This is a genomic window from Streptomyces umbrinus (assembly GCF_030817415.1).
GTDB lineage: Bacteria > Actinomycetota > Actinomycetes > Streptomycetales > Streptomycetaceae > Streptomyces > Streptomyces umbrinus_A.
On sequence record NZ_JAUSZI010000002.1, the window covers coordinates 732,103 to 753,871 of the forward strand.

Consider the following 21,769-nt stretch of genomic DNA (forward strand, 5'->3'; position numbering starts at 1 on the left):
TCATGCAGTACCGCACCTTGGGCCGCACCGGTGTGCAGGTCAGCTCCCTCGCGCTCGGCGCGATGAACTTCGGCAGGATCGGGCGCACCACGCAGGACGAGGTCACCGCTGTCGTCGACGCCGCCATCGAGGGCGGGATCAATGTCATCGACACGGCCGACGCGTACAGCGGCGGCGAGTCCGAGGAGATGGTCGGCAAGGCCGTCGCCGGCCGCCGCGACGACATCATGCTGGCCACGAAGGCGACCCTGCCGATGGGCGACGAGCGCAACCATCAGGGCAGCTCGCGCCGCTGGCTGGTCACCGAGCTGGACAACAGCCTGCGCCGTCTCCGTGTCGACCATGTCGATCTCTACCAGATCCACCGGTGGGACCCGACCACCAGCGACGAGGAGACGCTGTCGGCCCTCACCGACCTGCAACGCGCGGGAAAGATCCGCTACTTCGGCTCCTCGACCTTCCCGGCGTACCGCATCGTGCAGGCACAGTGGGCCGCCCGCGAGCACCACCTGAGCCGCTACGTCACCGAACAGCCCAGCTACTCGATCCTGCAGCGCGGGATCGAGACCCATGTCCTGCCCGTGGCCGAGGAGTACGGGCTCGGAGTGCTGGCGTGGAGCCCGCTGGCCTCGGGCTGGCTGTCGGGGGCGATCCGCGAGGGCCGGGACATCACCACCAGCCGCTCGGCGTTCATGCCGCAGCGCTTCGACACCGCCATTCCCTCCAACCGGGCCAGGCTCGACGCCGTCGAGAAGCTGGCCGGAGTCGCCGACGAGGCCGGCCTCACCATGATCCAGCTCGCGCTCGGATTCGTGACCGCGCACCCGGCCGTGACCAGCGCGCTGATCGGTCCCCGCACGCTGGACCACCTGCACTCGCAGCTCGCCGCCGCCGACACCGTGCTCTCCGCCGACGTGCTGGACGCCATCGACACCATCGTCGCCCCCGGCACCGACCTGGCCGCACACGAGAAGAACGACACTCCGCCGGCCCTGCTCGACCCGGCACTGCGACGCCGCTGACGGCCAGCCCGCCACAGCGCGCCCACGTCCACATCAGACAGCCGGTACTCGTTCCGGCTCCCCGATCCGCCCGGTGGCCCTAGTTCTCGTCGGCCGGGTCCGGAGTCTCATCCGCGCTCGCGGAGGTACGCCTCCAGCTCGGCGGCCCCGGTCAGCATCGCCCGTCCGCGGGCCGATACCCGACCTCGCCAGTCGGTCAGTGCGGCCTCCAGCGGCTCCAGCCCGCCGGCCGACCGCACCTGGGCGATCAGCGGGGCGATCTGCTCCAACAGGTAGCCGCCCCGCCTGAGTTGGTGGGCCAGCCGGGCATCCCGCACGTCGGACTCGTCGTAGACGCGGTATCCGGTCAGCGCGTCGCGGCGCGGGCGCACCAGCCCGGCACGCTCCCATTTGCGCAGCGTCGCGGGCCGGATCCCGAGCTCTCCCGCCAGCGGCCCGATGAACCTGTCGACGGGCCCGGAGCCCGCGTCGGGTCCAGCAGCCGAATCGCTCCCGTACGCGGTGGTGGGCTCCAGGTCGCGGAGGGCACTCTCCACGGCCTGGAGAGTGCGCCGGTCGTCGAGAAGCTGGGCGTGGCTCTCGTCGATCAGGCGGAACGCCTCATCGACCGCGCCCTGGTTCACGGCACGCATGATCGACGTCGCCGTCCGGTGGCCGTGGCCGGGCACCAGGGCAAGAAACGCGCGCAGGGCCTCCGCGTGCAGCGAGGTATAGGTGCGGTAGCCGGTGGGTGTGCGGTCAGCGGCCGGAAGGATGCCGGCCTCCTCGTAGTTCCTGACCGCCTGCGTGGACAGACCGTGCCCGCGCGCGAGATCGACCGGCCTGAGCCGCCCACCGTTTTGAAGGTTTCTTCCCATGGCCCTGCCGATATCGCGCGAAAGTTTCAAAGGGAGGTTCAACGATACCGTTGAAGGCATGGCTACTGACATCAAGGACGCCGCCCACGCCTTCGACGCTGCCGCAGTCATGAGGCTGCTTCCGACCCGCCCTCGCCTGCTCGCGCTGGGCGAGCCAACCCACGGCGAGGACACTCTGCTCGACCTGCGCAACGAACTCTTCCGGCAGCTTGTCGAGCAGGAGGGCTACAGGACGATCGCGATCGAGAGCGACTGCATGATGAGCCTGGTCGTGGACGACTTCATCACCTCGGGCAAGGGCACTCTCGACGACGTAATGGAGCACGGATTCAGCCACGGCAGGGGCGCGTCCGCGGCCAACCGCGAGCTCGTGCGCTGGATGCGCGCCCACAACGAGGGCCGACCCGAATCCGAGCAGGTCCGCTTCGCCGGTTTCGACGGCCCGCTGGAGATCGCCGCCGCCGCGAGCCCCCGGCAGACCCTCACCGCACTCCACGGCTACCTCACGGCCCAGGTGGACGCGGACCTGCTCCCCTGCACCGCGGAAACACTCGACCGCCTGCTCGGCGCCGACGACCGGTGGACCGATCCCGCCGCGATGATGGACCCGTCCCAGTCCGTTGGGCAGTCGGCCGATGCCGGTCGGCTCCGGCTGCTCGCCGACGACCTGGTGGCGCTGCTGGACGCGCAGACACCACACCTGATCACGACGACCTCACGGGAGGACTTGGACCGGGCGCGCCTGTACGGCCGCACCGCGACCGGCCTCCTGCGCTACCACCACTGGATGGCCGACACCTCACCCGCCCGCATGACACGGTTGTGCGCGCTGCGGGACCTGATGATGTCCCACAACCTCCTGGCCGTCGCCGCCCGGGGACCAGCACTCGTCCATGCCCAGAACTCCCATCTCCAGCGGGAGAAGAGCTCCATGCAGATGTGGCAGGGGCGGGTGGAGTGGTGGAGCGCCGGTGCGCTGGTGAGCGCCCAACTCGGCAAGGAATACGCCTTCGTGGCCACGGCCCTCGGCACGATCCGCCACCAGGGAGTGGACACCCCGCCACCGGACACCCTCGAAGGCCTCCTCTACGAACTCCCGGACGACCGCTACGTCATCAACGCCCCACAACTGACCACCGCCCTCGGCGACACGCCCCCCACACCCCGCGTCTCCCCCTGGTTCGGCTACGCCACGTTCGACCCGGCCCACCTGGCGGACAGTGACGGGATCGTGTTCGTGAAGGATGTCCTGCGGAGCTAGTGCCACCACATGGTCGGCGACGCCGCGGACGGATAGCGCGTTATCCGTGGAAGAACTTCAGGACGACCTGAAGCAGGTGGGCCTCCCCTGTCCAATGTCCCCCGGCGACGACACACGCCGAACAGGTGACGTGGGTGTGCCGGCGGGCCAACGTCCCGACTCCGGTGCGGTGTCAGTGCCTCCTGGCATGCTCTGCCGCCATGAACACACAGCAGTTCTGGCAGCTCATCGAGGCAGCCCGCGACCAGGCACCCAACTCGAACGACGGAGAAGAGGTTGCCCACCACGCAACCTCGATGCTCGCCACACACCCGGCCGAGGAGATCGTTGCCGCTCAACAGGTGTTGTGGAACCTGATGGCCGACTCCTACACGAATCCTTTGTGGGCCGCTGCCTGCGTGGTCAACGGCGGGTGCTCCGACGACGGCTTCGACTACTTCCGCGGCTGGTTGATCGCGCAGGGGCGCGAGGTCTTCGAGCGCATAGTGGCTGACCCCGATGCCCTCGCAGAAATGCCCGTCGTGCGAGCTTCAGCGGCCGACGGAATCGATCTCAGTGGTGAGGAGATGCTGACCATCGTCTGGAACGCACACATGACAGCGACCGGCAAGCAACTCCCTGACGACGCGTTCACCATCCGATACCCGAATCTGGACCCGGCTTGGGACTTCAACTTCGATGACCAAGGCGAAATGTCTCGCCGACTGCCGCGCTTGGCAGCTCTGTACCTTGAGTAGGCAGCCCAGGGAGCCGCAACCGGAGCGCGGCTGTCTCACCGGCTGCGGCTGCCGCCCGAGTGCCGTACTGAACGCAGGACTCGCGGCGTTCGGCGGGCTCCTCGGGGCCAAGTCGACCCTTGGCGCAAGCCGTTTCCGCCCATGGCCTGGTCGCGATGCCTCTCCCGTCTAGAGGGAGAACCGCTCCTTGCCGAGCAGCGGGCGTACCCGGGTGTGGAAGCCTGACGTGCGGAATGGTGTTTGGAGCAGGCCCGGGTGCAGGTGCTGGGCGATGGCCGCGGTGATCATGCCCTGGTCGAGGGCGAGGACGAAGTCGCTTACGCGGCCGGTGGTGACGTCGACTGAGTCGCGGAAGCCGTAGCGGTCGTCGTAGGCGCCGAAGGCTCGGTCGAGGGCGCGGAGGTTGGAGAGGGCCTCGGCCGGGGCCTGGGGCAGAGCCAGGAAGGAGGCGTGCGGGGTGACGACACCCAGGGAGTTGTAGCCGTCCTCCTGCATGCCTATCGCGTCGACGCCGTATTCGCGGTAGCCGCCGGCGGGGATGGAGGCCGGGGAGAAGCCCCAGTAGCCGTAGTCCTCCTCGATCAGGCCGTGTTCGATCTGGCTGCGGACGTAACGTCGGTGGGTGGTGCCCCAGGAGCGTGGGGACCACTCCGATTCGGGCACGAACAGCGGGACCATCAAGGCCTCGAACATGGAGCCGCCCCAGGTGGGGACGAGTTTCCGGCCGCGGTAGGTGTAGTGGCCCTCCCAGACGCGTACGCCGTCGATCTCGACGTACTCGCCCTGCGGTTCCTGTTCCTGGCCCATGCCCGGGAGCAGGGTGCGCATCAGGTGCCAGTAGTGCTCGGTGGGCAGTGAGCCGTCGGCGATGCCGAGGTAACTGGCCATACGAGGCTCGGTGTTGAGGGCGCCGTAGTGGTGGCCGGTGGGTTCGCCCTTGCCCGGCTTGTCCGGCCAGAAGCCGCCGCGCAGTTGTCCGGGGCCGGCGACCGGGTCGGCCGGATCGAAGGGGGTGTAGTAGTACGACCAGTCGGCGTCGGCGAGGAGGGCGGCGACGCGGGGGCGCAGGCCGGGGTCCGCGTGCGCGGCGATGCGCAGGCCGGTCACCAGCCACGCGTTGTCGACGCTGGACAGGAACGGACGCAGGGGGTCGCCGGTCTCCGGCCAGGCCGTCAGCAGTGAACCGTCGTGTGCGTCATACCAGTTGAACCAGAAGCCGTGGGCGCGCTCCAGGCGTTCCACGGCGGCGACCGTGCGAGCCAGCCGACGGCGCATGGTGCCGGCGGAGATGACCCCGAGTCCGGCGGCCGCGACGGTGGACCACAGGCCGCAGCCGATGTTGGTCGGCGAGGTCTGCGCGGACGGCACCGGGGTACCGCTCCCGCTGACGTCGATCTTGTCGGCGGCCAGGCCGAGTTCGGTCGTCATGGCCTCCATGGAGCGATGGGTCGCGACGAACCAGTCGCGCAGCAGACGGCGTTCCGCGTCGGTTCGTACGGCTGGGGCGGCGTGGGCCGCTGTGGCGGTGAGGGATGTGGCGCAGGTGGCCGCGGCCGTGGTTGCGGCGGCGGTGAGGAAGCTACGACGGTTCATGCGGCTCTGACTCCTGTGCTGTGGGAAGGCAGGCAGGCGGAGGGGTGTGTGTCCGTGGTGCGGTGGCGCGATGGCGCGGTCATGCAGTGATGTGGTGGTGCCGGATTGTGTTGTGGGAAGGGCGGGTTGTGTTGTGGGAAGGGCGGGTTGTCACGCGTGCGGAGGGGACGGGAGCCGGCCGGTGTCAGGGGCCGGCCGGCTCCCGGGTTCTTGAGGGTGTCAGGACTCGGTGCGCGGCAGGGCGCGGTCGCGGCCCAGGCTGCCGAGCCAGACGGCGGACGGCTTCGCGGTGCGCTCGAAGGTGGTCGGGTCCACGGCGATCAGTCCGAAGGTCGGCTTGAAGGAGCCCCATTCGTAGTTGTCCAGGGCGCTCCACGCAAGGTAGCCCTGGACGTTCAGGCCGTCCTCGATGGCGGCGGCGACCGCGCCGAGGGCACCGGTGTAGTAGTCGACGCGACGGCTGTCGTCCGCGGTGGCGATGCCGTTCTCGGTGACGATCAGGGGTGTGTCGTCGCCGATGACCTCGGCGGTGTGGCGCAGGGCGTGGCCGACGGCGGTCGGGTAGTACTCCCACTGCGTGAGGGTGCGTTCGACGTCGTCGGGGGCCGGGACGGGACCTTCGGGGGCGATCTTGGTGCGGGTGTAGGACTGCACGCCGATCCAGTCGTCGCCACGGGCGGCCTCTATGAACACGTCCTCGCGGGGGTGGCGGTAGTCGGCAGTGACCTGCTCGGCGCCGGGCAGTGCCTGGTAGACCTGGTTGGCGATGGTCCAGCCGACCTCGACGTCGGGGTGCTGGGCGCGGATGGTCTTGACGGCCGCCTGGTGCGCGGCGATCACCGCGAGGGTGGTCTCCTCGTCGGGCGTCGGCAGGCCCGCGGGCGGGAAGCCCTTGTCCCCGGCCTTCGCGGCTCCTGCCATGACGGCGATCATGTTCGGCTCGTTGATGGTGCACACGTGCCGCACACCGTCGGCGATGACGGGCGCGCACCGATCGACGTAACGCACGAAGAGGTCGACCGCGCCGTCGGCGGTCCAGCCGCCGAGGTCCTCGAACCACTGCGGGACGGTGAAGTGGTGCAGGGTCACCATGGGGCGCAGACCGCGGGCGAGGGCGCCTTCGACCATACGGCGGTAGTGGGCGATCTCCGCGTACGAGAACATTCCGCGAACCGGCTCGACGCGTGCCCACTCGATGCTGAACCGGTAGTCGGTGAAGCCGAGTTCGGCGAGCAGGTCCATGTCCTGCTCCCAGCGGTGGTAGCTGTCGCAGGCGTCCAGGCTGGGTTCGGCGATCCCGGCCGCGGGGTCGTGCTCCTTGCGCCACCAGTCGCTGTTGACGTTGTTGCCCTCGATCTGGTGGGCGGCGGTGGAGGCGCCCCACAGGAAGCCGTCGGGGAAGCGGGTGGTGGTGTGCGTCATCGTCCGTTTCTGTCCTTCTGATGTGGGGGTGGTGGCATGGCGACCCGGCCCGGGGGGCGCGGCGAAGCGACCGGCGGGTGCGAGAAGCCGGGAGAAGCGGGTGCGGGAAGGCCGGGGGAAGAGGCGCCCGGTGGGGCTACTTCAGGCCTGCGGTGGCGATGCCCTGCGTGAAGTGCCGTTGCAGGACGATGAAGACGGCCAGGACCGGGAGTACAACGAGGAGTGAGCCGGCCATGAGCATGCCGTTCCCGCCGCCGACGGTGCGGTTGGGATCGTTGGCGAAGGTCGCCAACGCCACCGGCAGGGTGTACTTGTCCGGGTCGTTGGTGGCGATCAGGGGCCAGATGAAGTTGTTCCAGGAGCCGAGAAAGGTGAAGATCGTCAGAGTCGCGAGGGCGGGCTTGACCAGCGGGATCACGATCCGCCAGAAGATGTACCACTCCCCCGCTCCGTCGAGGCGGGCCGCCTCCAGCAGTTCGTCGGGCACGGACAGCATGAACTGGCGCATCAGGAACACCCCGAACGCGCCGGCCGCGAAAGGCAGCACGAGTCCGGCGTACGTGTCGATCAGGCCGAGGCCGTTCATCAGCACGTACAGCGGCAGGATCATGAGGTTGCCGGGGACCATCAGGGCGGCGAGCACGATCGCGAAGACCTTGGAGCGCCCGGTGAAGTCGAGCTTGGCCAGGGCGTAGCCGAGCATGGAGCAGAACAGCAGGTTGCTGACGGTCACCAGGACGGCCACGATCAGCGAGTTGAGGAAGTACTGCGGCATGTCGAGCTGGTCGAGCAGGGCCGTGAAGTTGTCCAGTGTCCACCGGGAGGGGATCCACACGGGCGGGCTCGCCGTGAGGTCCTGCTTCGTCTTGAACGCGGACAGCGCCATCCACAGGAACGGGGCGGCCATCACCAGCAGTGCGACCGAGGCGATCGCGTAGAGCAGCGGGGTGCGCACCCGTCCGGTGCGGCGGGGGGTCCGGGCCTTGGTGGCCGTGTCGGCGGTCATCGGGTGTTGTCCTTCAGCAGTCGGAGCTGGAGCACCGTGATGCCCATGATCACGACGAACAGGACGTACGCCATGGCGCTGGCGTAGCCCATGTGGAAGAAGTTGAAGCCCTCGCGGTACATGTCGAGCGACACGGTCAGCGTGGAGTCGGAGGGGCCGCCCTGGGTCATCACGAAGGGCTCCTCGAAGACGTTGAGGTAGCCGATGGTGGTGATGACCGTGGCGTACAGCAGGGTGGGCCTCAGCAGCGGGACGGTGATGCCTCGCAGTTCCTGCCACGCACCGGCACCGTCGAGTCGGGCCGCCTCGCGGACCTCGGCCGGGATCGCCTGGAGGCCGGCGATGCACAGCACCATCACGGTGCCGAGGTTGCGCCATACGGCCATGGTGATCAGGGACGGCATGGCCCAGGTCTCCGAGCCGAGGAAGTCCGGTGCTGTCAGACCCACTTCGGAGGCGAGGGAGGCGATCAGCCCGTCGGAGGGGTCGAGCACGAAGCGCCAGACGACGGCCACGGCCACGATGGTCGTGACGACCGGCGCGTAGAAGCCGACCCGGAACAACGTACGGGCCCGGTCGATGCCGTTGTTCAGCAGGATCGCCGCCAACAGTCCGAGGACGATGGTCGCGGGGACGCCGACGACCACGAAGTAGGCAGTGTTGAACAGGGCCTTGAGGAACTTGTCGTCCTGGAAGAGCTGTGTGTAGTTGTCCAGGCCGACGAACTCCGCCTCCAGCGGGCGGGTGACGTTCCGGGCGCCGAAGTCGGTGAAGCTCATCAGGAGCGTGGCGACGATCGGAAAGAGCATGAAGACGCCGAACAGCACCAGGAACGGCGTGGAGAACAGCCATCCGGTCAGGTTGTGCTTGCTCAGTGAGCGGCGGCCCCGGCGGGCGCGACCGGAATTCCCGGCGCTGTCGGGGCTCTTGTCGACGGCCGCCTGTGGGACGGCGGGTCCTGTGGTGAGGGACATGAGGGGACGCTCTCCTACTGCCTTCTACTGCACGAGGCTTTCGATCTCGGACTGGGCCTTGTCCAGCGCGGCCTTCGCGGAGGACTTGCCCTGGGTAACCGACTCGATGGCCGTGTCCACCTTGGAGGTGATCTCGGTCAGCTTGGGCTGGGAGGGGGTGGCGCGGGCGGTGTCCATCTGCTTCCGCCACACCTGCATGGTGGGGTCGGTGGCAAGCTCGCCGGTCTTCCAGGCCGCCGTGTTGGCAGGCAGGTCGTTGGTCCGCTCGAACCAGTCGGCCTGACCCTTGGCACCGGTCAGGTAGGAGACGAGTTCCTTGGCTGCGGCCTTGTGGTCGCTGTCGGCGGACACGGCCAGGCTGGACCCACCGGCCATGGACACGGACGCCTCGTCGGCGGGAACGGGGGCGACGGCCCACTTGCCCTTGATGTCGGGGTAGTTCTCGTCGAGGAGGTTGGTGATCCAGGGACCGCCGAAGAACATGGGCACGGCACCGGAGTTGAAGTCCTTGGTGACGTCGTAGCCGGGGCGTACGGACTTCTCGCTGAGGCCCTTGTCGAAGTAACTGCCGTAGTTCTCCAGCGCCTTGACGGCCGCGTCGGAGTTCACGACGGCCTTGCCGTTGTCGTCGATGATGGCGCCGCCGGCGGAGTACAGGAACTGGTAGAAGCTCTGTACGGTGTCGAGTCCGCCAGGCTGGATGGACAGGCCCCACTTGGTGTCGGCCTTGTTCTGGTAGGCCTCGGCGGCGCTCCGGAGTTCGGCCATGGTGGCCGGGGCCTTCTTGATCCCTGCCTTGGCGGCGAGGTCGGTGCGGTAGAAGAGCACGCGGGTGTCTACGTACCAGGGGACGCCGTACGTCTTGCCGTCGTAGGAACCCTGCTGCCAGGCGGCGGGGAAGAAGTCGCCCTCGCGGAAGGTCTTGGTGTCGACCGGCTCCAGGACACCCATGTCGGCGAACTCGCCCAGGTAGCTCCCGCCCATCTGCATCACGTCGGGCAGCTTCCCGGCGGCGGCAGCGGCGACCAGCTTCTGGTGGGCCACGTCCCAGCCGATCGGGGTGATCTTGACCTTGATGTTGGAGTGCGCCTTCTCGTACTCCTTGGCGACGTCGCCGAGCTTCTCCCCCTCCGTGCCCATCGCCCACACGGTCAGGGTCTGCTTGGCGTCTGCTGCCACGCCCGCGCCACCCGAACCGCCACAGGCGGTGAGGGTGAGCGCAGACGCCAGGGTGAGTGCGATCGACCCGGTTGCGACGGCGCGGTTCATGGGCGGCTCCTCCTTGAGCAGTGATGTATGCGCTGCCTGTAAGCGCATACATCACTCTGTTGCAGCGATTCCAAGCCTGACAAGAGGGGTCCTGGTCACACTCCCGTAACGAGAGGGACATCCGCCTGGCGGCCCACACCGCCCGGCGACCCGGTGTCGGCCGCGATGGGCCTGTGCGAGAGCAACGTAAAACGGATCAGTGTGTGGGGAAAGCATCTGTGATCCAGGGCTCTCTTCACTGACGGATGAGCGAGGCGCCAGAAGGCTGCCGCGTGGCCGGCGGCGGGGGTGGTCTTTGCTGGCGCGACCGCGCGATGGGCCCCGTACGCCTGCCACGGATCACGTGACTGGGGGCGGCTACGGCAGGCGGGACGGGATCGGCGCCGACGCGCCGCGGCTCGGTGAGGGCTTCGGCGCCGGGCTACCGCGTCCCGGCGAGAGCTTCGACGGCGGGATCGGGTGCTGTCCGTGCGGGCGGCTCGGATCTGTTGTGTCCCACAGGCGGGCCCTGCCGTCTGAGCCCATGGTGGCCAGGGTGTTCGCGTCAGGGCTGACGGCGGGAAGGCAGGCGGCACCGACGTGGCCGTCGAGAGCCGCTGTCTGGTGCAGGCGGCGGCCGGTCACACTCCACAGGCGCGTCTCACCACCGAATTCCGTGGTGCCCAGGGTGTCGCCGTCGGCTGAAGGCGACGGCGACACCCCCGGAGAGCCGGGGAGGTGTCCAGCCTCTTCGGGTGGCGGGGGTCGCTGACGTTCCACAGTCGTACTGTGCGGTCCCATCCCCCGGTGGCCAGGACGGTGCCGCCGGGCCAAAGGCCACTGTGTTCACATGGTTGCCGCGCCCGGTGAAGGTGGCGAGTTCGCGGGGGCGGCGGGGTGCAGTGATGTCCCACAACCGGCAGTGCGATCGTGACTGCCGGTCGGCAGAGTACGACCGTCAGAACTGATCGCCACCGGGCAGACGGTGTCGGCGTGATCAGCGGCACCAGCCTTCGCCTCTCCCCGGCCGGGATGTTTGATTCCGCGTTGCGCCAAGTTGGCGTCCTCCATCCGGGGTGGCCGCCCGTCGAGTCGACTCGTCACCTGCGGCCTCGGCCTTCGTGGTCTGTTGCGGCTCTGCCGCGCCGGGCAGGCGTGCCTCCCAGGGCAAGCGCGGCGGCTGCGACGGAGGCGAACGCGAGGGTGGTGAACAGCCCTGGGTATCCGCCCAGTGTCCCGGCCAACGCCGCCCCGGCGAAGGGTGCCAGGGCCGAGGCGAGGGTGGCCGGAGCGGCGAGCAGTCCGGAGAGGCGGCCGTAGTGGGTGGTGCCCCAGCGGTCCGTGACGGCGGTGGCCTGGAGCAGGGTGAGGTTGCCGCGGACCATGCCCGCGACGATGGACAGCAGGAGCAGCAGGGAGTACGGGCCGGGGACCGCGGCGAGGGCCATCGTGGTGACGCCGCCCGCGGCGATCAGCGTGACCGTGCGGGTGGTCACTCCTGTGTACCGGGCGAGGGTGGCGTAGAGGGTGCGGCCGAGGGTTTGGCCGGCGCCGCCGAGGCCCAGGGCCCAGGCAGCCTGGGTGGGGCTCGCACCACGTTCCAGCAGTAGCGGGACGAGGGCGATGACAACGGCGTACATGGCGAAGCCGTTGAGGGTGAGCGCGGCAGCGAGAAGCAGGAAGGGGCGACTGCGGGTTACTACCGGGCTGTTGGGGGCTCGTGGGGTGTGGCGCATCGGGGCGGGTGGCCAAGGGGTGCGCAGCGCGAGGGCGTGAGCGGGGATGGTGATGGCTGCGAGGATCACGGCAAGGACGGTGTAGGTGGTGCGCCAGCCGAAGTCTTCGGCGAGTACTGCGGTGAGTGGTGCGAAGGCGGTGGAGGCCAGACCACCGGCCAGGGTGACGATCGTGAGGGCGCGGACGCTGTCCCTTCCCCACCAGCGGGTCACAGCGGCGAATGCGGGCTGGTAGAAGGTGGAGGCCATGGCCAGCCCGGCGAGCAGCCAGGCAGCTGTGAAGACAGCCAGATTGGGTGCGTGTGCGAGGGCGAGCACGGCGATCACGCCGAGCAGTGATCCGGTGGTCATCACGGCGCGTGGTCCCCGACGGTCGAGGACGCGACCGATGGGTATCCCCGCGAGCGCGGACACGATCAGGGCGCTCGAGAAGGCGCCGGTCGTGGCGGTGGTGGACCAGCCGGTGTCCGCGGTGATGCGCGTGTTGAGGACCGGGAAGGCGTAGTAGACGATCCCCCAGCTGGTGATCTGAGTGGCGCACAGGGCGGGCAGGACCGCGCGGGGCCGCGGCCGGTCCCCCGTTCCGGTCGCGGCCCCGCTGGTGTCGAGGTCTGCCATCGGGCGGTCAGCAGCAGGTGCCGGCCGCGGTGACCGACGGCTCCGTAACCGCTTCGGACGGGCTGGTGCAGCAGGTGCCGCCCGGTTGCTCGGCCAGGGTGTCGGCGTCGGCCTTGACGACGTACACCTCCCAGGGTTCCCCGCCCGGGCCATGGACCCAGACCTTGTCCTGGAGGGCGTAGCAGCAGGTGGTGTCGTTCTCCTCGGCGGTGGCCAGACCGGCTTCAGCCAGCCGTGTGGTGGCGGCGTGCACGGCTTCGGTCGTCTCCACCTCGACGCCGAGGTGGTCCATACGGGTGTCCTCGCCTGCCGTGCCTTCGATCAGGACGAGCTTCAGCGGCGGCTCGGCGACGGCGAAGTTGGCGTAGCCGTCGCGGAGTTTGGCCGGTTCGGTGCCGAACAGCTTGGTGTAGAAGGCGATGGACGCGGTGAGGTCGGGGACGCGGAGGGCGAGCTGTACGCGGGACATGGCGAGCCTCCTGATGGGTGAGCGGTGGGGTGGCCGGTCAGCAGCCTCCGTCGGACGGGGCCGGTGCGCCGATCCCGATCTGCAGGGTCGTGGGGGCTGCGCAGCATCCGCCGCCTTCGCCGCTCCGGGCGGCGTCGGAGTCGGGGTCGGAGTCGTCGAACAGACCCGCTCCACCGCACACTCCGGTCTCGGGCAGGGTCAACTCGACGCGCTCGGCGGCTTCCTGGTCACCTGCGAGTGATGCGGCGACGGAGCGGACCTGCTCGTAGCCGGTCATCGCGAGGAAGGTCGGGGCGCGGCCGTAGGACTTCATGCCCACCAGGTAGACGTCCTTCTCCGGGTGGGAGAGCTCGTTCACGCCGTGCGGGTAGACGGTGCCGCAGGAGTGGACGTTCGGGTCGATGAGCGGGGCCAGCGCGGTCGGGGCCTGGAGGCGTTCGTCGAGGCCGAGGCGGATCTCGGAGAGGAAGGACAGGTCGGGGCGGAAGCCGGTGAGGACGATGATCTCGTCGACCGGATCCAGGCGGCGGCCGTCTTCGGCGACGAGCACCAGGCCCCCGTGGGCGCTGCGCTCGACAGCCTCGGTGCGGAAGCCGGTCGCGGCGGTTGCATGGCCGGCCTCGACGGCGGCCTTGGCGCGCAGGCCCAGGGCTCCGCGGGCGGGAAGCTCGTCGGCCTCGCCGCCCCCGTACGTGCCGGCGCCGATGCCGCGACGCAGGATCCACACCGCGTGCGTGCCGTCCTCGTCCTTCGCCAGGTCGGCGAGAGAGGCGAGGGCGGTGAAGGCGGAGGCTCCGGAGCCGACCACCGCGGTGCGCCTGCCCGCGTAGCGGGCGCGGACGGCCGGGTCCGTCAGGTCGGGCACCCGGTAGGAGATGCGCTCGGCAGCGGTCCTCTCGCCGAGGGCGGGCAGGCCGTCCGCGCCGATGGGGCCGGGTACGGACCAGGTGCCGGAGGCGTCGATGACGGCCCGGGCGGTGATCCGCTCCTCGCGGCCGTCGGCGTGTGTGAGGTGCACGGTGAAGGGCTGCTCGTTGCGGCCGGAGTCGACGATCCGGTCACGGCCCGCGCGGGCCGCTCCGGTCACGGTCGCGCCGAAGCGGACCCTGTTGCCGAGGACATCGGCCAGCGGCTGGAGGTACCGCTCGGCCCAGTCACCGCCCGTGGGGTACGTGGTTCCGTCGGGGCGGATCCAGCCGGTGGGGGCCAGCAGCTTCTCGGCGGCGGGGTCGACGAGCTCGGCCCAGGTGGAGAACAGGCGCACATGCGACCAGTCGCGCACAGCGGTGGCCGCGGACGGGCCGGCTTCCAGGACCAGTGGTTCGATGCCGCGCTCGACGAGGTGGGCGGCGGCGGCCAAGCCGATGGGGCCTGCTCCGATCACCACGACGGGCAGCTGGTCGGCGATGGGCGCGTTCACGAGATTCCCCTTTGATTCGACATCCGTCGATCCCTTGCGTGTCAAGCATGGCACCTGTTTCGACAAGCGTCAACATAGACGTTTGTCGAATCCAGAGGTCTCGATGCGGAACACATCGATGCAGCGGCGATCTGTACGCGAAGTCCGGGCGGACGATGGGGGCTTCACTCTCACCCTGGAGGGTGGCGACCGGCGGCCGGCGCCTTGGAGGATGAGCGGCATGACCATGGTGAAGGACATCGATGTCCGCGGCATGCAGCACTGCGAGACGACGACGCTCGGCGTGCTGCTGCGACATGAGGGACTCGACCTGTCCGAGCCCATGCTGTTCGGGCTCAGCTCCGGGCTGTCCTTCATCTACTGGGACAGCAAAGGCATGGGCTTTCCCTTCCTGGGAGGCCGGGTCAAGCCGTTCGAGCTCACCAGGAACCTGGCCGCCGCACTCGGGCTTGAGCTGATGGTCGGGGAGACCACCTCCCCGCGCAAGGCATGGCACAACGTGGCGGCCCCGATCGACGCCGGCCGGCCGGTCGGCCTTCAACTCGACAGCTACCACCTGGACTACTTCAGTACCAAGGTGCACTTCGGCGGGCATGTCGTGGCCATGTACGGCTACGACGAACAGGACGCCTACCTGGTGGACACCGACCCGCAGGGCGGAGCCGTCTCGACCAGCCTCGCGGCCCTGGCCAGAGCCAGGGCCGAGCGCGGCCCCATGACCGCCAAGCACCGCTCCTTCACCCTCGCAGTGCCCAGCAGTCCGACGTCACCGCAGGACCGGGTCATCCCCGCGATAAAGACGTGCGCCGACGCCTTCCTGAACCCGCCCATCGCGAACCTGGGCCACCGGGGCATCGAGAAGACCGCCAAGCACGTGCCGAAGTGGCTTCAGCGCAGCGACGATCCGCGGGAGGACCTGCCACGGGCCGCCCTCCTCATGGAGAGGGCCGGTACCGGCGGCGCCCTGTTCCGCAATCTCTACCGCGACTTCCTCGCCGAGTGCGCCGAGCTGATCGACAGCAGCCACCTGCGCACCGGCCACGGGTTGTATGCCGAAGCCGCCACGCTCTGGACACAGGTGGCCGCACTCGTCACAGCAGCAGGCGAATCCGGCGACGCGAAGAACCTCGTGGAGGCCGGCTCCATCCTCGATGAGCTCTCGCGCATCGAACGCGATGCGATGCAGGCACTCAGCATGCTCTAGGGAGCCGCCCGTCCGGCGGGCCGGGCGCGGGGGCCGCCCCGGGAACCCGCTGGGTGCTCTCGACGAACACGGCCGCCACTCCACCGGGAAGGCGCCTCCCCGCCCGTCGCCTCGCAGCCCAGCCGTTCGCAGCCCAGCCGCGCGGCGGTCGGGATTCCGACTCCTGGCCCACTAGTTCGACATGTGTCAACATAGACGTATGTCGAATGTCGAGGTGCTGCCGCTGCTGGAACCCGAGGGTGCCGAGGCTGTGGCGCCCTGCTGCCCGCCGCTGTCCGAGCGCCCCTTCACCGTCGAAGAGGCGGAAAGGACTGCGCGGATGTTCAAGGCACTCGGCGATCCGGTTCGTCTGCGTCTGTTCTCCCTGGTCGCCTCCCACGAGGGCGGAGAGGCGTGTGTGTGCGACATCTCCGACGTGGGCGTCTCGCAGCCGACCGTCTCCCATCACCTCAAGAAGCTCAGGGAGGCCGGACTGCTCACCTCCGAGCGGCGCGGCACATGGGTCTACTACCGCGTCGAGCCCTCGGTCGTGGCCGCACTCGGCGGGCTCCTCAGCCCCAAGAACTGACCCGCGCGCACGGCCGCCGGTGGGCACTGCCCGACGGCCGTACGCGGGTGATCACATGTCGGCCGCGTCCACCACGGCGCCGAGGTCGACGAACTTGAAGCCGGTCGCCGTGCGCGTGCCACCGTCCCCGTCCGGCACCGCCGGGGTTTCCTGGCCGTCCTGGACGACGAGCAGCCCGCGCGGATAGCGGGCTCCCAGCGGGGCGTTGAGCACGGCGGCTCCGTCGCACTCCTCCACACTGTCGAGCGTCGACGTGGCGGCCGCGATACGGAAGCCGCCCTCGTACTCGTTGCCCTCGCCCACCTCGCGGTCGTACAGGGCGAAGGTGTTGTCGCCCTGGCTGGAGGCGAGCAGGTAGCCGTCGCCGTCCTTCTCCTGGAACAGGGTCAGGCCCTCGACGTCGGCCGACAGACGCTTGCCGCCGTAGCCGGGGTCGGCGCCCGGTGCGCACTCCTCGGTGTCCTCGTCGTAGACACCGGGAACGCCGTACTCCTTCACCTTGTCCACCAGGACCGGCTTGCCCGTGAGGTCGGCGCGCAGCCGCCAGATACCGATGTCCTCCTGGCCGGCGTAGAGCGTGCCGGTCGCCGGGTCGACGACCATGCCCTCGACCTGCGGGAGTTCGCCGGGCTCCGCGCAGGAACTCCACGTCATGCCGTCGGGCAGACGGAACGAGGACGGCAGATCAAGGGTGCGCACCTTGCGGTAGCCGACGGTGCCACCCGCGCCCGGGCGGAGTTCGAGCAGGGCGAGGCGGGTCCGCTCTCGCCGGCTGACCAGAGCGTACGTACGTCCGGTGGCCTTGTCCGTCCAGGTGGCCAAGCCGTATGTGGTCCGCTGGTCGTTGATCTCGGCCTGGTCGGCGGAGAACACCGGAGTGGCGGCCGGGTCGGTGACGTCGGTCAGCGGGCCGTCCGGCTTCGACGGATCGATGCGGTAGATCCGCAGCCGGTCGCCGCCCCGGTCACTCACCACAGCCACGTCGGCCCGGCCGGTCGAGGTGCGCAGGCCGGTGACGAGGTCGACATTGTTGTAGCGTCCCGGTGCGTCGTCCAGCCCCGGCGGGCGCGGAGCGGGCAGCGACTGCACCAGGTGCGCGTCCAGATCGTAGACACGCAGCCCGCCCTCCTTGGCGGTCGCGACGACGAGGCTGCGCCCGGGGTCGGCGGCATTGCGCCAGATCGCAGGGTCGTCGGCATCCGAGTTGCCCCCCGCCTGGTCGTCGTAGAGCGCCGCGGTCTCACTGGTGGCGGTCACGACAGGCAGAACGGGCGCGCCCGCTCCTGCAGGAGATGCTCCGAGCAGAGTGACGAGCACGATGCCCGAGGCGAGGGCTGTGCCTCTTCGCTTGGTGCAGTGCCTCGTTGTCACAGGCGCTTCCTTAGCTGTCGGCGGTGGGCGGTCGGATCAAAGACATGCTCATGGTCCGAGGGACAGCTTGCGTACAGAGAACCGTGAACTGTCCATGGCATCACGGGAATTACCCCAACAGGTCGGCCGGAGTTCGCCCTAGAGTCGCCCGGCCGACCGAAGCCGCGATGGCCGCCACCTCAGGTGTGCTGAAAGTCGCCCCTCACCCACGCCGCGGGCGAGGGCGAAGGCGAAGCGAGGGCGGTCGGAGGATCCTCCGGAGGATTCATCACGCGTCACTGCCGGAAGCCGTGGCCGCCCAAGGAGGTGAAGTCATCGGCACTCTGGAGCCACCGATCACCACAGCGTGGGTCGTCCGCGTCATCGGGCGGGCTGCTCCACGGCGGCTCGGCCCGGCATGAAGATCAGGGCGACCAGTGCCAACCCGACCACGGCGCCGACGAGTTGCATCCCGATGAAGGCCGCGAGCGATCCGGGCGCGATGCCCGCGAAGGAGTCGGTGAAGGTGCGGCCGATGGTCACCGCCGGGTTTGCGAAGGAGGTGGAGGAGGTGAACCAGTAGGCGGCGCCGATGTAGGAGGCAACCGCGACAGGCGCGAAGCGCAGCCGGTCGGTACGGGCGAGGCCGAAGATCAGCAGGATCAGACCCGCGGTGGCGACGACCTCGCCTAGCAGCAGATGGCCGGCCGAGCGGTCGTGCGTGGACCACGTCACCGGCGGCGCGTCGAACATCGCGTTGGCGAGTACGGCTCCCGCGATCGCGCCGACGATCTGGGCGGGGACGTACACGGCGGCCTCCCGGGTGGTGACGCCCGCACCTCCGCGCCGGGCGGTCCACCAGTCGGCCAGCGTCACCGCCGGGTTGAAGTGCGCACCCGACACCGGGCCGAGCAGCACGATCAGCACCCCGAGTCCGAAGACCGTGGCCAGCGAGTTGGCCAGCAGCTGCACTCCCACGTCACGGGTCAGTTCGGTGGCCTGGATGCCGGAGCCCACCACGATCGCCACCAGGGCGGCGGTGCCGACCAGTTCGGCTGCGGCCCTGGAGGTCAGCGGTGTACGGGGCGGGGTGGCACCCGGTGCGGGCTGCGGCTCGCCGGCGGCGGCCATGACGGACTCCGCGGCGGACTCGTGGGTGGCGGTCAACAGTCACTCCTTGGAACGGCCGCGGCGAGCGACGGGAATCAGGGGCAGGCCCGCTTGTTGTCGACGGCGGCACGGGCGGACTCGGCCAGGTCGGCGAACTGGCCCGCGAGCCGGGCGATGACGTCGGCGCAGAGTTTGTAGTAGGTGAACCGTCCGCACGGCTCCGTCTCCACCACCCCGGCCTCTCGCAGCACTCTCAGGTGGTTGGAGAGGTTGGTCTGCTTCGCGCCGGTCTCCTCGATCAGGTGGGTGGTGCAGAGCGTCTCCTGGGCGAGCAGAGTGACGATCTTCAGGCGGAGCGGGTCGGACAGAACCCGCATCAGATCAGTGTCGACTGACGTCAGCATGCACTGATACTGTCACATCAGTCGAGGCTGATACCAGCTTGGACTGATCCCTGGGACCCGCATCCCCACACCTGTGGGGCCCACACCCCGAAGGGGATTGCCGTGGCTGCCTCCCCCTCCCCCACCGCCCGTCCTGCGCTCCGACCGCCGTAGTCCGCGGCATCCGCGGCATCCGCGGCATCCGCGGCATCCGCGACGAGATCGACGCCCACATCACCGGACTGCTCGACTCCCTGCCGCACGCCTGACCGGCCGGGCCCGACACCACCAGTGCTCCACTTGATCCGCTTCGCGAAGGAATGAACCGATGTCCTCGACTCCGCCGCTCGCCTCCGTGCTGTTCGTCTGTGTCCACAACGCAGGGCGTTCGCAGATGGCCGCCGGATTCCTCAACCACCTCGCGGGCGACCGGATCGAGGTCCGTTCCGCCGGCTCGATCCCGGGCAACCAGGTCAACCCGGCCGCGGTCGAGGCCATGAAGGAACTCGGCGTCGACATCTCCGACCAGAAGCCGAAGATCCTCACCACCGAGGCCGTCCAGGCGTCCGACTACGTCATCACCATGGGCTGCGGCGACGCCTGCCCGATCTTCCCCGGCAAGCACTATCTCGACTGGGCCCTCGAAGACCCGGCTGGCAAGGGCGTCGAGTCGGTGCGCCCCATCCGCGACGAGATCCGGACCCGTATCGAGGCCCTGATCGCCGAGATCGACGCGAAGCGCGAGGCGTGAGCACGGTGACCGCGACGAACGACGTACACGAGGTCCTCGTCATCGGCTCCGGCCCTGCCGGATACACCGCCGCTCTCTGCACCGCCCGCGACGAGCTCAAACCGCTGTCTTCGGCGGCGCCACATTCGTCGGCGGCGCACTGACCACGACCGCCGAGGTCGAGAACTTCCCCGGCTTTACCGAGGGCGTCGACGGGCCTGTCCTCATGGAGAACATGCGGGCCCAGGCCGAGAGGCTCGATGCAGAGATGGCCGACGACGACATCATCGAGGTCGATCTGACGGGGGACAGCAACTGCGACAGGGCTTCGAGCGGCGGGCCCTGACGGCAATGGGTGGCGATCGCCCAACTGCCCCACGATTTCCTCACGGGCCTGTCGGCAGAGGGATGCAATGAACTCCTGCCCCTTCTCACCGACGCAGCCAAAGCGTCCGGCGCCGATAGGGCAGCGCAACGTCTCAGCGCCTTCACAGGCAAGGCCCGGTGAAGATCACCGCACTGCGCTGGCTGCTCGACCCCGCCACCAGTCTCCTCGCCCTACGCCCGCGCGCACGAGAACGCGGACGCAGGTTCTACGAAGCCGCTGGGCGCCTGGCACGCGGCCCACGCCACCACGACGAAACGGGCTACCGCACACACGGTCACCACTCTGACAAACCCTGGACAGGGCCCAGATACCCCACCGTCGGCAAGGACGGGCGACCACTTCAGCAGTCGTTCGTGGCACCTGGCAGTCGGGGGCAGAGAGTTCGTCTCATGTTGTTGTCCTACGCAGAGCTCGGCCGATCTCAGAGACAGGGCCGCCTGAAGTGCGCTTGGATTGCCGAATGCTCAAGAAGGCACTCTCGGCCTTGATGCGCTTGTCGGACCTTATTTGGCTCTACGTTCAGGTCAGGATCAAGGGTCGCACCAAGCGGTGGCTGTTCCCAATCCCTCACAGATCACGAGGGAACTGGATAAGCAGAATCACATTGATAGCGGTCGCTATTGGCATTTACACCGCCCTACGGACCGGACTAGGGAGGGATTTTTCACATTGGATCGACGGCACGATCGGAGTAGACCTTAGAGGCCTCACTCCGGACGCAAAAGCGGCAGCCCAGGGTCAGCTCAGGCTGGCTGTCATCCAATCACTCGTTGCCGTGGGCGCCACTGTCGCTCTCATCTACACTGCTCGCACATACCGACTGACGGGGCGCGGCCAAGTAACAGATCGGTTCACTAAGGCGCTCGAACGCCTCAGTTCAGACAAACAATACGTGCGCATCGGTGGGATCCTCGCCCTGGAGCAGATTCTGCATGACGCTCCCGAGCAGAGTGAAGATGCTCAAACTGTGCTCCAGAACTATCTGCTGGAGCACACCCCGAAAGCAGGGGACGAGTGGGCAGAGACCCCCGAGCCTGGAGAGCCCATGGCACCTGAGGTGCAGACCGCCCTCAATACAGTTACCAAAGCATCCCGCCATGCCGTGTATCGCATTCGCCTGCCGGACCGCTCTCTAGTTTTGCTTGATTTCCGTGAACTTGACCTCATGAATGCCGACTTCAATAAATCGGACTTCCGAGGGGCTGACCTCGAGAAAGCCCATCTATGGGGACTACACATGGATTCCGCAGACCTCCGAACATGCGATAAGGAATGCCACACTCGTCGTGGCGTCAATGCGTAAAGCCCAACTCCAATACGCCCGTACAGATAATTCTTGTTTCGCCTACGCCTTCATGAAGGGAGCCACGTTCACGGACACAGGAGGAAGTTGGGCAACTCGGGGAGTCAATTTCCGTCACACCAATCTTCGAAGTGCACAGCTCGCAGGAATGGATTTCACTGACTGCGACTTCCGGCACGCCGACTTGGACGGATCGGATCTCCGGAAGGCATCGTTCAAGAACTGCCGTCTCGACAAGGCAGATCTACAGAACGCCAATCTCTGCGGCGCGGACCTTAGTGGAGCCAAGGGACTACGGAGCCACCAAGTGGCGTCGGCAAAGACAGATGAGGAAACGCGTCTTCCTGCCTATCTGTCCTAAAGCGTGTCG

Annotated in this window: 20 protein-coding genes and 1 pseudogene; 9 read left to right on the forward strand and 12 right to left on the reverse strand. The window is 68.5% G+C overall.

Annotated elements, in window-relative coordinates; translation table 11 throughout:
* Window positions 1-2: 2 nt before the first annotated feature.
* Window positions 3-1,022 carry an aldo/keto reductase gene (locus QF035_RS03940; protein WP_307518144.1) on the forward strand — a complete coding sequence of 340 codons (1,020 nt, stop codon included), beginning with the start codon at window positions 3-5 and terminating at the stop codon, window positions 1,020-1,022.
* Between the two features lie 107 nt (window positions 1,023-1,129).
* Here the strand turns inward: QF035_RS03940 and QF035_RS03945 are convergent, their stop codons facing one another.
* Complete coding sequence (locus tag QF035_RS03945) at window positions 1,130-1,879, reverse strand: TioE family transcriptional regulator (protein ID WP_307518145.1); 750 nt, start codon at window positions 1,877-1,879, stop codon at window positions 1,130-1,132.
* Between the two features lie 58 nt (window positions 1,880-1,937).
* Between QF035_RS03945 and QF035_RS03950 the strand changes: the two genes are divergently transcribed.
* Together QF035_RS03950 and QF035_RS03955 are read left to right on the forward strand one after the other, a co-directional pair.
* Window positions 1,938-3,140 carry an erythromycin esterase family protein gene (locus QF035_RS03950; RefSeq protein WP_307518146.1) on the forward strand — a complete coding sequence of 401 codons (1,203 nt, stop codon included), beginning with the start codon at window positions 1,938-1,940 and terminating at the stop codon, window positions 3,138-3,140.
* Window positions 3,141-3,340: 200 nt separating this feature from the next.
* Window positions 3,341-3,877 (forward strand): DUF4240 domain-containing protein, encoded by a 537-nt coding sequence (locus tag QF035_RS03955; RefSeq protein WP_307518148.1) that lies wholly within the window; start codon window positions 3,341-3,343, stop codon window positions 3,875-3,877.
* A 168-nt stretch (window positions 3,878-4,045) separates the two neighbouring features.
* Here the strand turns inward: QF035_RS03955 and QF035_RS03960 are convergent, their stop codons facing one another.
* From QF035_RS03960 to QF035_RS03995, 8 genes are all read right to left on the reverse strand, one after another.
* Window positions 4,046-5,470, reverse strand: a complete 1,425-nt coding sequence (locus QF035_RS03960; RefSeq protein ID WP_307518149.1) for a glucoamylase family protein — start codon at window positions 5,468-5,470, stop codon at window positions 4,046-4,048.
* Between the two features lie 219 nt (window positions 5,471-5,689).
* Window positions 5,690-6,892, reverse strand: coding sequence for a glycoside hydrolase family 1 protein (locus tag QF035_RS03965; RefSeq protein WP_307518150.1), 1,203 nt, complete (start codon window positions 6,890-6,892; stop codon window positions 5,690-5,692).
* A gap of 136 nt (window positions 6,893-7,028) precedes the next feature.
* Window positions 7,029-7,898: a carbohydrate ABC transporter permease gene (locus tag QF035_RS03970; protein ID WP_307518151.1), complete on the reverse strand. Its 870-nt coding sequence runs from the start codon at window positions 7,896-7,898 to the stop codon at window positions 7,029-7,031.
* Window positions 7,895-8,872 (reverse strand): carbohydrate ABC transporter permease, encoded by a 978-nt coding sequence (locus QF035_RS03975; protein WP_307518152.1) that lies wholly within the window; start codon window positions 8,870-8,872, stop codon window positions 7,895-7,897. The genes QF035_RS03970 and QF035_RS03975 overlap by 4 nt, the downstream gene beginning before the upstream one ends.
* Window positions 8,873-8,896: 24 nt before the next feature.
* On the reverse strand, window positions 8,897-10,141 hold the full coding sequence (locus QF035_RS03980; RefSeq protein ID WP_307518153.1) for a sugar ABC transporter substrate-binding protein: 1,245 nt from the start codon (window positions 10,139-10,141) through the stop codon (window positions 8,897-8,899).
* Window positions 10,142-11,220: 1,079 nt separating this feature from the next.
* A complete protein-coding gene (locus QF035_RS03985; RefSeq protein ID WP_307518154.1) occupies window positions 11,221-12,474 on the reverse strand; it encodes an MFS transporter in 1,254 nt (417 codons plus the stop codon).
* 7 nt (window positions 12,475-12,481) lie between these two features.
* A complete protein-coding gene (locus QF035_RS03990; RefSeq protein WP_307518155.1) occupies window positions 12,482-12,943 on the reverse strand; it encodes an ArsI/CadI family heavy metal resistance metalloenzyme in 462 nt (153 codons plus the stop codon).
* A gap of 37 nt (window positions 12,944-12,980) precedes the next feature.
* Window positions 12,981-14,363: an NAD(P)-binding domain-containing protein gene (locus QF035_RS03995; RefSeq protein WP_307518157.1), complete on the reverse strand. Its 1,383-nt coding sequence runs from the start codon at window positions 14,361-14,363 to the stop codon at window positions 12,981-12,983.
* A 220-nt stretch (window positions 14,364-14,583) separates the two neighbouring features.
* Between QF035_RS03995 and QF035_RS04000 the strand changes: the two genes are divergently transcribed.
* On the forward strand, window positions 14,584-15,567 hold the full coding sequence (locus QF035_RS04000; RefSeq protein WP_307518158.1) for a BtrH N-terminal domain-containing protein: 984 nt from the start codon (window positions 14,584-14,586) through the stop codon (window positions 15,565-15,567).
* Between the two features lie 199 nt (window positions 15,568-15,766).
* Window positions 15,767-16,135, forward strand: coding sequence for an ArsR/SmtB family transcription factor (locus tag QF035_RS04005; protein WP_307518159.1), 369 nt, complete (start codon window positions 15,767-15,769; stop codon window positions 16,133-16,135).
* Window positions 16,136-16,186: 51 nt separating this feature from the next.
* Here the strand turns inward: QF035_RS04005 and QF035_RS04010 are convergent, their stop codons facing one another.
* The 3 genes from QF035_RS04010 to QF035_RS04020 form a co-directional block, all read right to left on the reverse strand.
* Window positions 16,187-17,455, reverse strand: coding sequence for a phytase (locus QF035_RS04010; RefSeq protein WP_307530883.1), 1,269 nt, complete (start codon window positions 17,453-17,455; stop codon window positions 16,187-16,189).
* 411 nt (window positions 17,456-17,866) lie between these two features.
* A complete protein-coding gene (locus QF035_RS04015) occupies window positions 17,867-18,652 on the reverse strand; it encodes an aquaporin (protein WP_307518160.1) in 786 nt (261 codons plus the stop codon).
* Window positions 18,653-18,690: 38 nt separating this feature from the next.
* Window positions 18,691-18,999, reverse strand: coding sequence for an ArsR/SmtB family transcription factor (locus QF035_RS04020; RefSeq protein ID WP_307518161.1), 309 nt, complete (start codon window positions 18,997-18,999; stop codon window positions 18,691-18,693).
* Between the two features lie 307 nt (window positions 19,000-19,306).
* Between QF035_RS04020 and QF035_RS04025 the strand changes: the two genes are divergently transcribed.
* The 4 genes and pseudogenes from QF035_RS04025 (at window position 19,307) to QF035_RS55650 (ending at window position 21,760) form a co-directional block, all read left to right on the forward strand.
* Window positions 19,307-19,729 carry an arsenate reductase ArsC gene (locus tag QF035_RS04025; protein ID WP_307518162.1) on the forward strand — a complete coding sequence of 141 codons (423 nt, stop codon included), beginning with the start codon at window positions 19,307-19,309 and terminating at the stop codon, window positions 19,727-19,729.
* Window positions 19,730-19,734: 5 nt separating this feature from the next.
* Window positions 19,735-20,018: pseudogene (locus QF035_RS04030) on the forward strand (NAD(P)/FAD-dependent oxidoreductase); the annotation flags it as partial.
* 538 nt (window positions 20,019-20,556) lie between these two features.
* On the forward strand, window positions 20,557-21,399 hold the full coding sequence (locus QF035_RS04035; protein ID WP_307518163.1) for a pentapeptide repeat-containing protein: 843 nt from the start codon (window positions 20,557-20,559) through the stop codon (window positions 21,397-21,399).
* 52 nt (window positions 21,400-21,451) lie between these two features.
* A complete protein-coding gene (locus QF035_RS55650; protein WP_373466923.1) occupies window positions 21,452-21,760 on the forward strand; it encodes a pentapeptide repeat-containing protein in 309 nt (102 codons plus the stop codon).
* Window positions 21,761-21,769 lie beyond the last annotated feature (9 nt).

What these genes read in the sequence shown, in the direction of transcription:
- QF035_RS03940 (WP_307518144.1), top strand. Translation starts at nt 3, where the DNA reads ATGCAGTACCGCACCTTGGGCCGCACCGGTGTGCAGGTCAGCTCCCTC.
- QF035_RS03945 (WP_307518145.1), bottom strand. Translation starts at nt 1,879, where the DNA reads ATGGGAAGAAACCTTCAAAACGGTGGGCGGCTCAGGCCGGTCGATCTC.
- QF035_RS03950 (WP_307518146.1), top strand. Translation starts at nt 1,938, where the DNA reads ATGGCTACTGACATCAAGGACGCCGCCCACGCCTTCGACGCTGCCGCA.
- QF035_RS03955 (WP_307518148.1), top strand. Translation starts at nt 3,341, where the DNA reads ATGAACACACAGCAGTTCTGGCAGCTCATCGAGGCAGCCCGCGACCAG.
- QF035_RS03960 (WP_307518149.1), bottom strand. Translation starts at nt 5,470, where the DNA reads ATGAACCGTCGTAGCTTCCTCACCGCCGCCGCAACCACGGCCGCGGCC.
- QF035_RS03965 (WP_307518150.1), bottom strand. Translation starts at nt 6,892, where the DNA reads ATGACGCACACCACCACCCGCTTCCCCGACGGCTTCCTGTGGGGCGCC.
- QF035_RS03970 (WP_307518151.1), bottom strand. Translation starts at nt 7,898, where the DNA reads ATGACCGCCGACACGGCCACCAAGGCCCGGACCCCCCGCCGCACCGGA.
- QF035_RS03975 (WP_307518152.1), bottom strand. Translation starts at nt 8,872, where the DNA reads ATGTCCCTCACCACAGGACCCGCCGTCCCACAGGCGGCCGTCGACAAG.
- QF035_RS03980 (WP_307518153.1), bottom strand. Translation starts at nt 10,141, where the DNA reads ATGAACCGCGCCGTCGCAACCGGGTCGATCGCACTCACCCTGGCGTCT.
- QF035_RS03985 (WP_307518154.1), bottom strand. Translation starts at nt 12,474, where the DNA reads ATGGCAGACCTCGACACCAGCGGGGCCGCGACCGGAACGGGGGACCGG.
- QF035_RS03990 (WP_307518155.1), bottom strand. Translation starts at nt 12,943, where the DNA reads ATGTCCCGCGTACAGCTCGCCCTCCGCGTCCCCGACCTCACCGCGTCC.
- QF035_RS04000 (WP_307518158.1), top strand. Translation starts at nt 14,584, where the DNA reads ATGACCATGGTGAAGGACATCGATGTCCGCGGCATGCAGCACTGCGAG.
- QF035_RS04005 (WP_307518159.1), top strand. Translation starts at nt 15,767, where the DNA reads ATGTCGAATGTCGAGGTGCTGCCGCTGCTGGAACCCGAGGGTGCCGAG.
- QF035_RS04020 (WP_307518161.1), bottom strand. Translation starts at nt 18,999, where the DNA reads ATGCTGACGTCAGTCGACACTGATCTGATGCGGGTTCTGTCCGACCCG.
- QF035_RS04025 (WP_307518162.1), top strand. Translation starts at nt 19,307, where the DNA reads ATGTCCTCGACTCCGCCGCTCGCCTCCGTGCTGTTCGTCTGTGTCCAC.
- QF035_RS04035 (WP_307518163.1), top strand. Translation starts at nt 20,557, where the DNA reads ATGCTCAAGAAGGCACTCTCGGCCTTGATGCGCTTGTCGGACCTTATT.
- QF035_RS55650 (WP_373466923.1), top strand. Translation starts at nt 21,452, where the DNA reads ATGAAGGGAGCCACGTTCACGGACACAGGAGGAAGTTGGGCAACTCGG.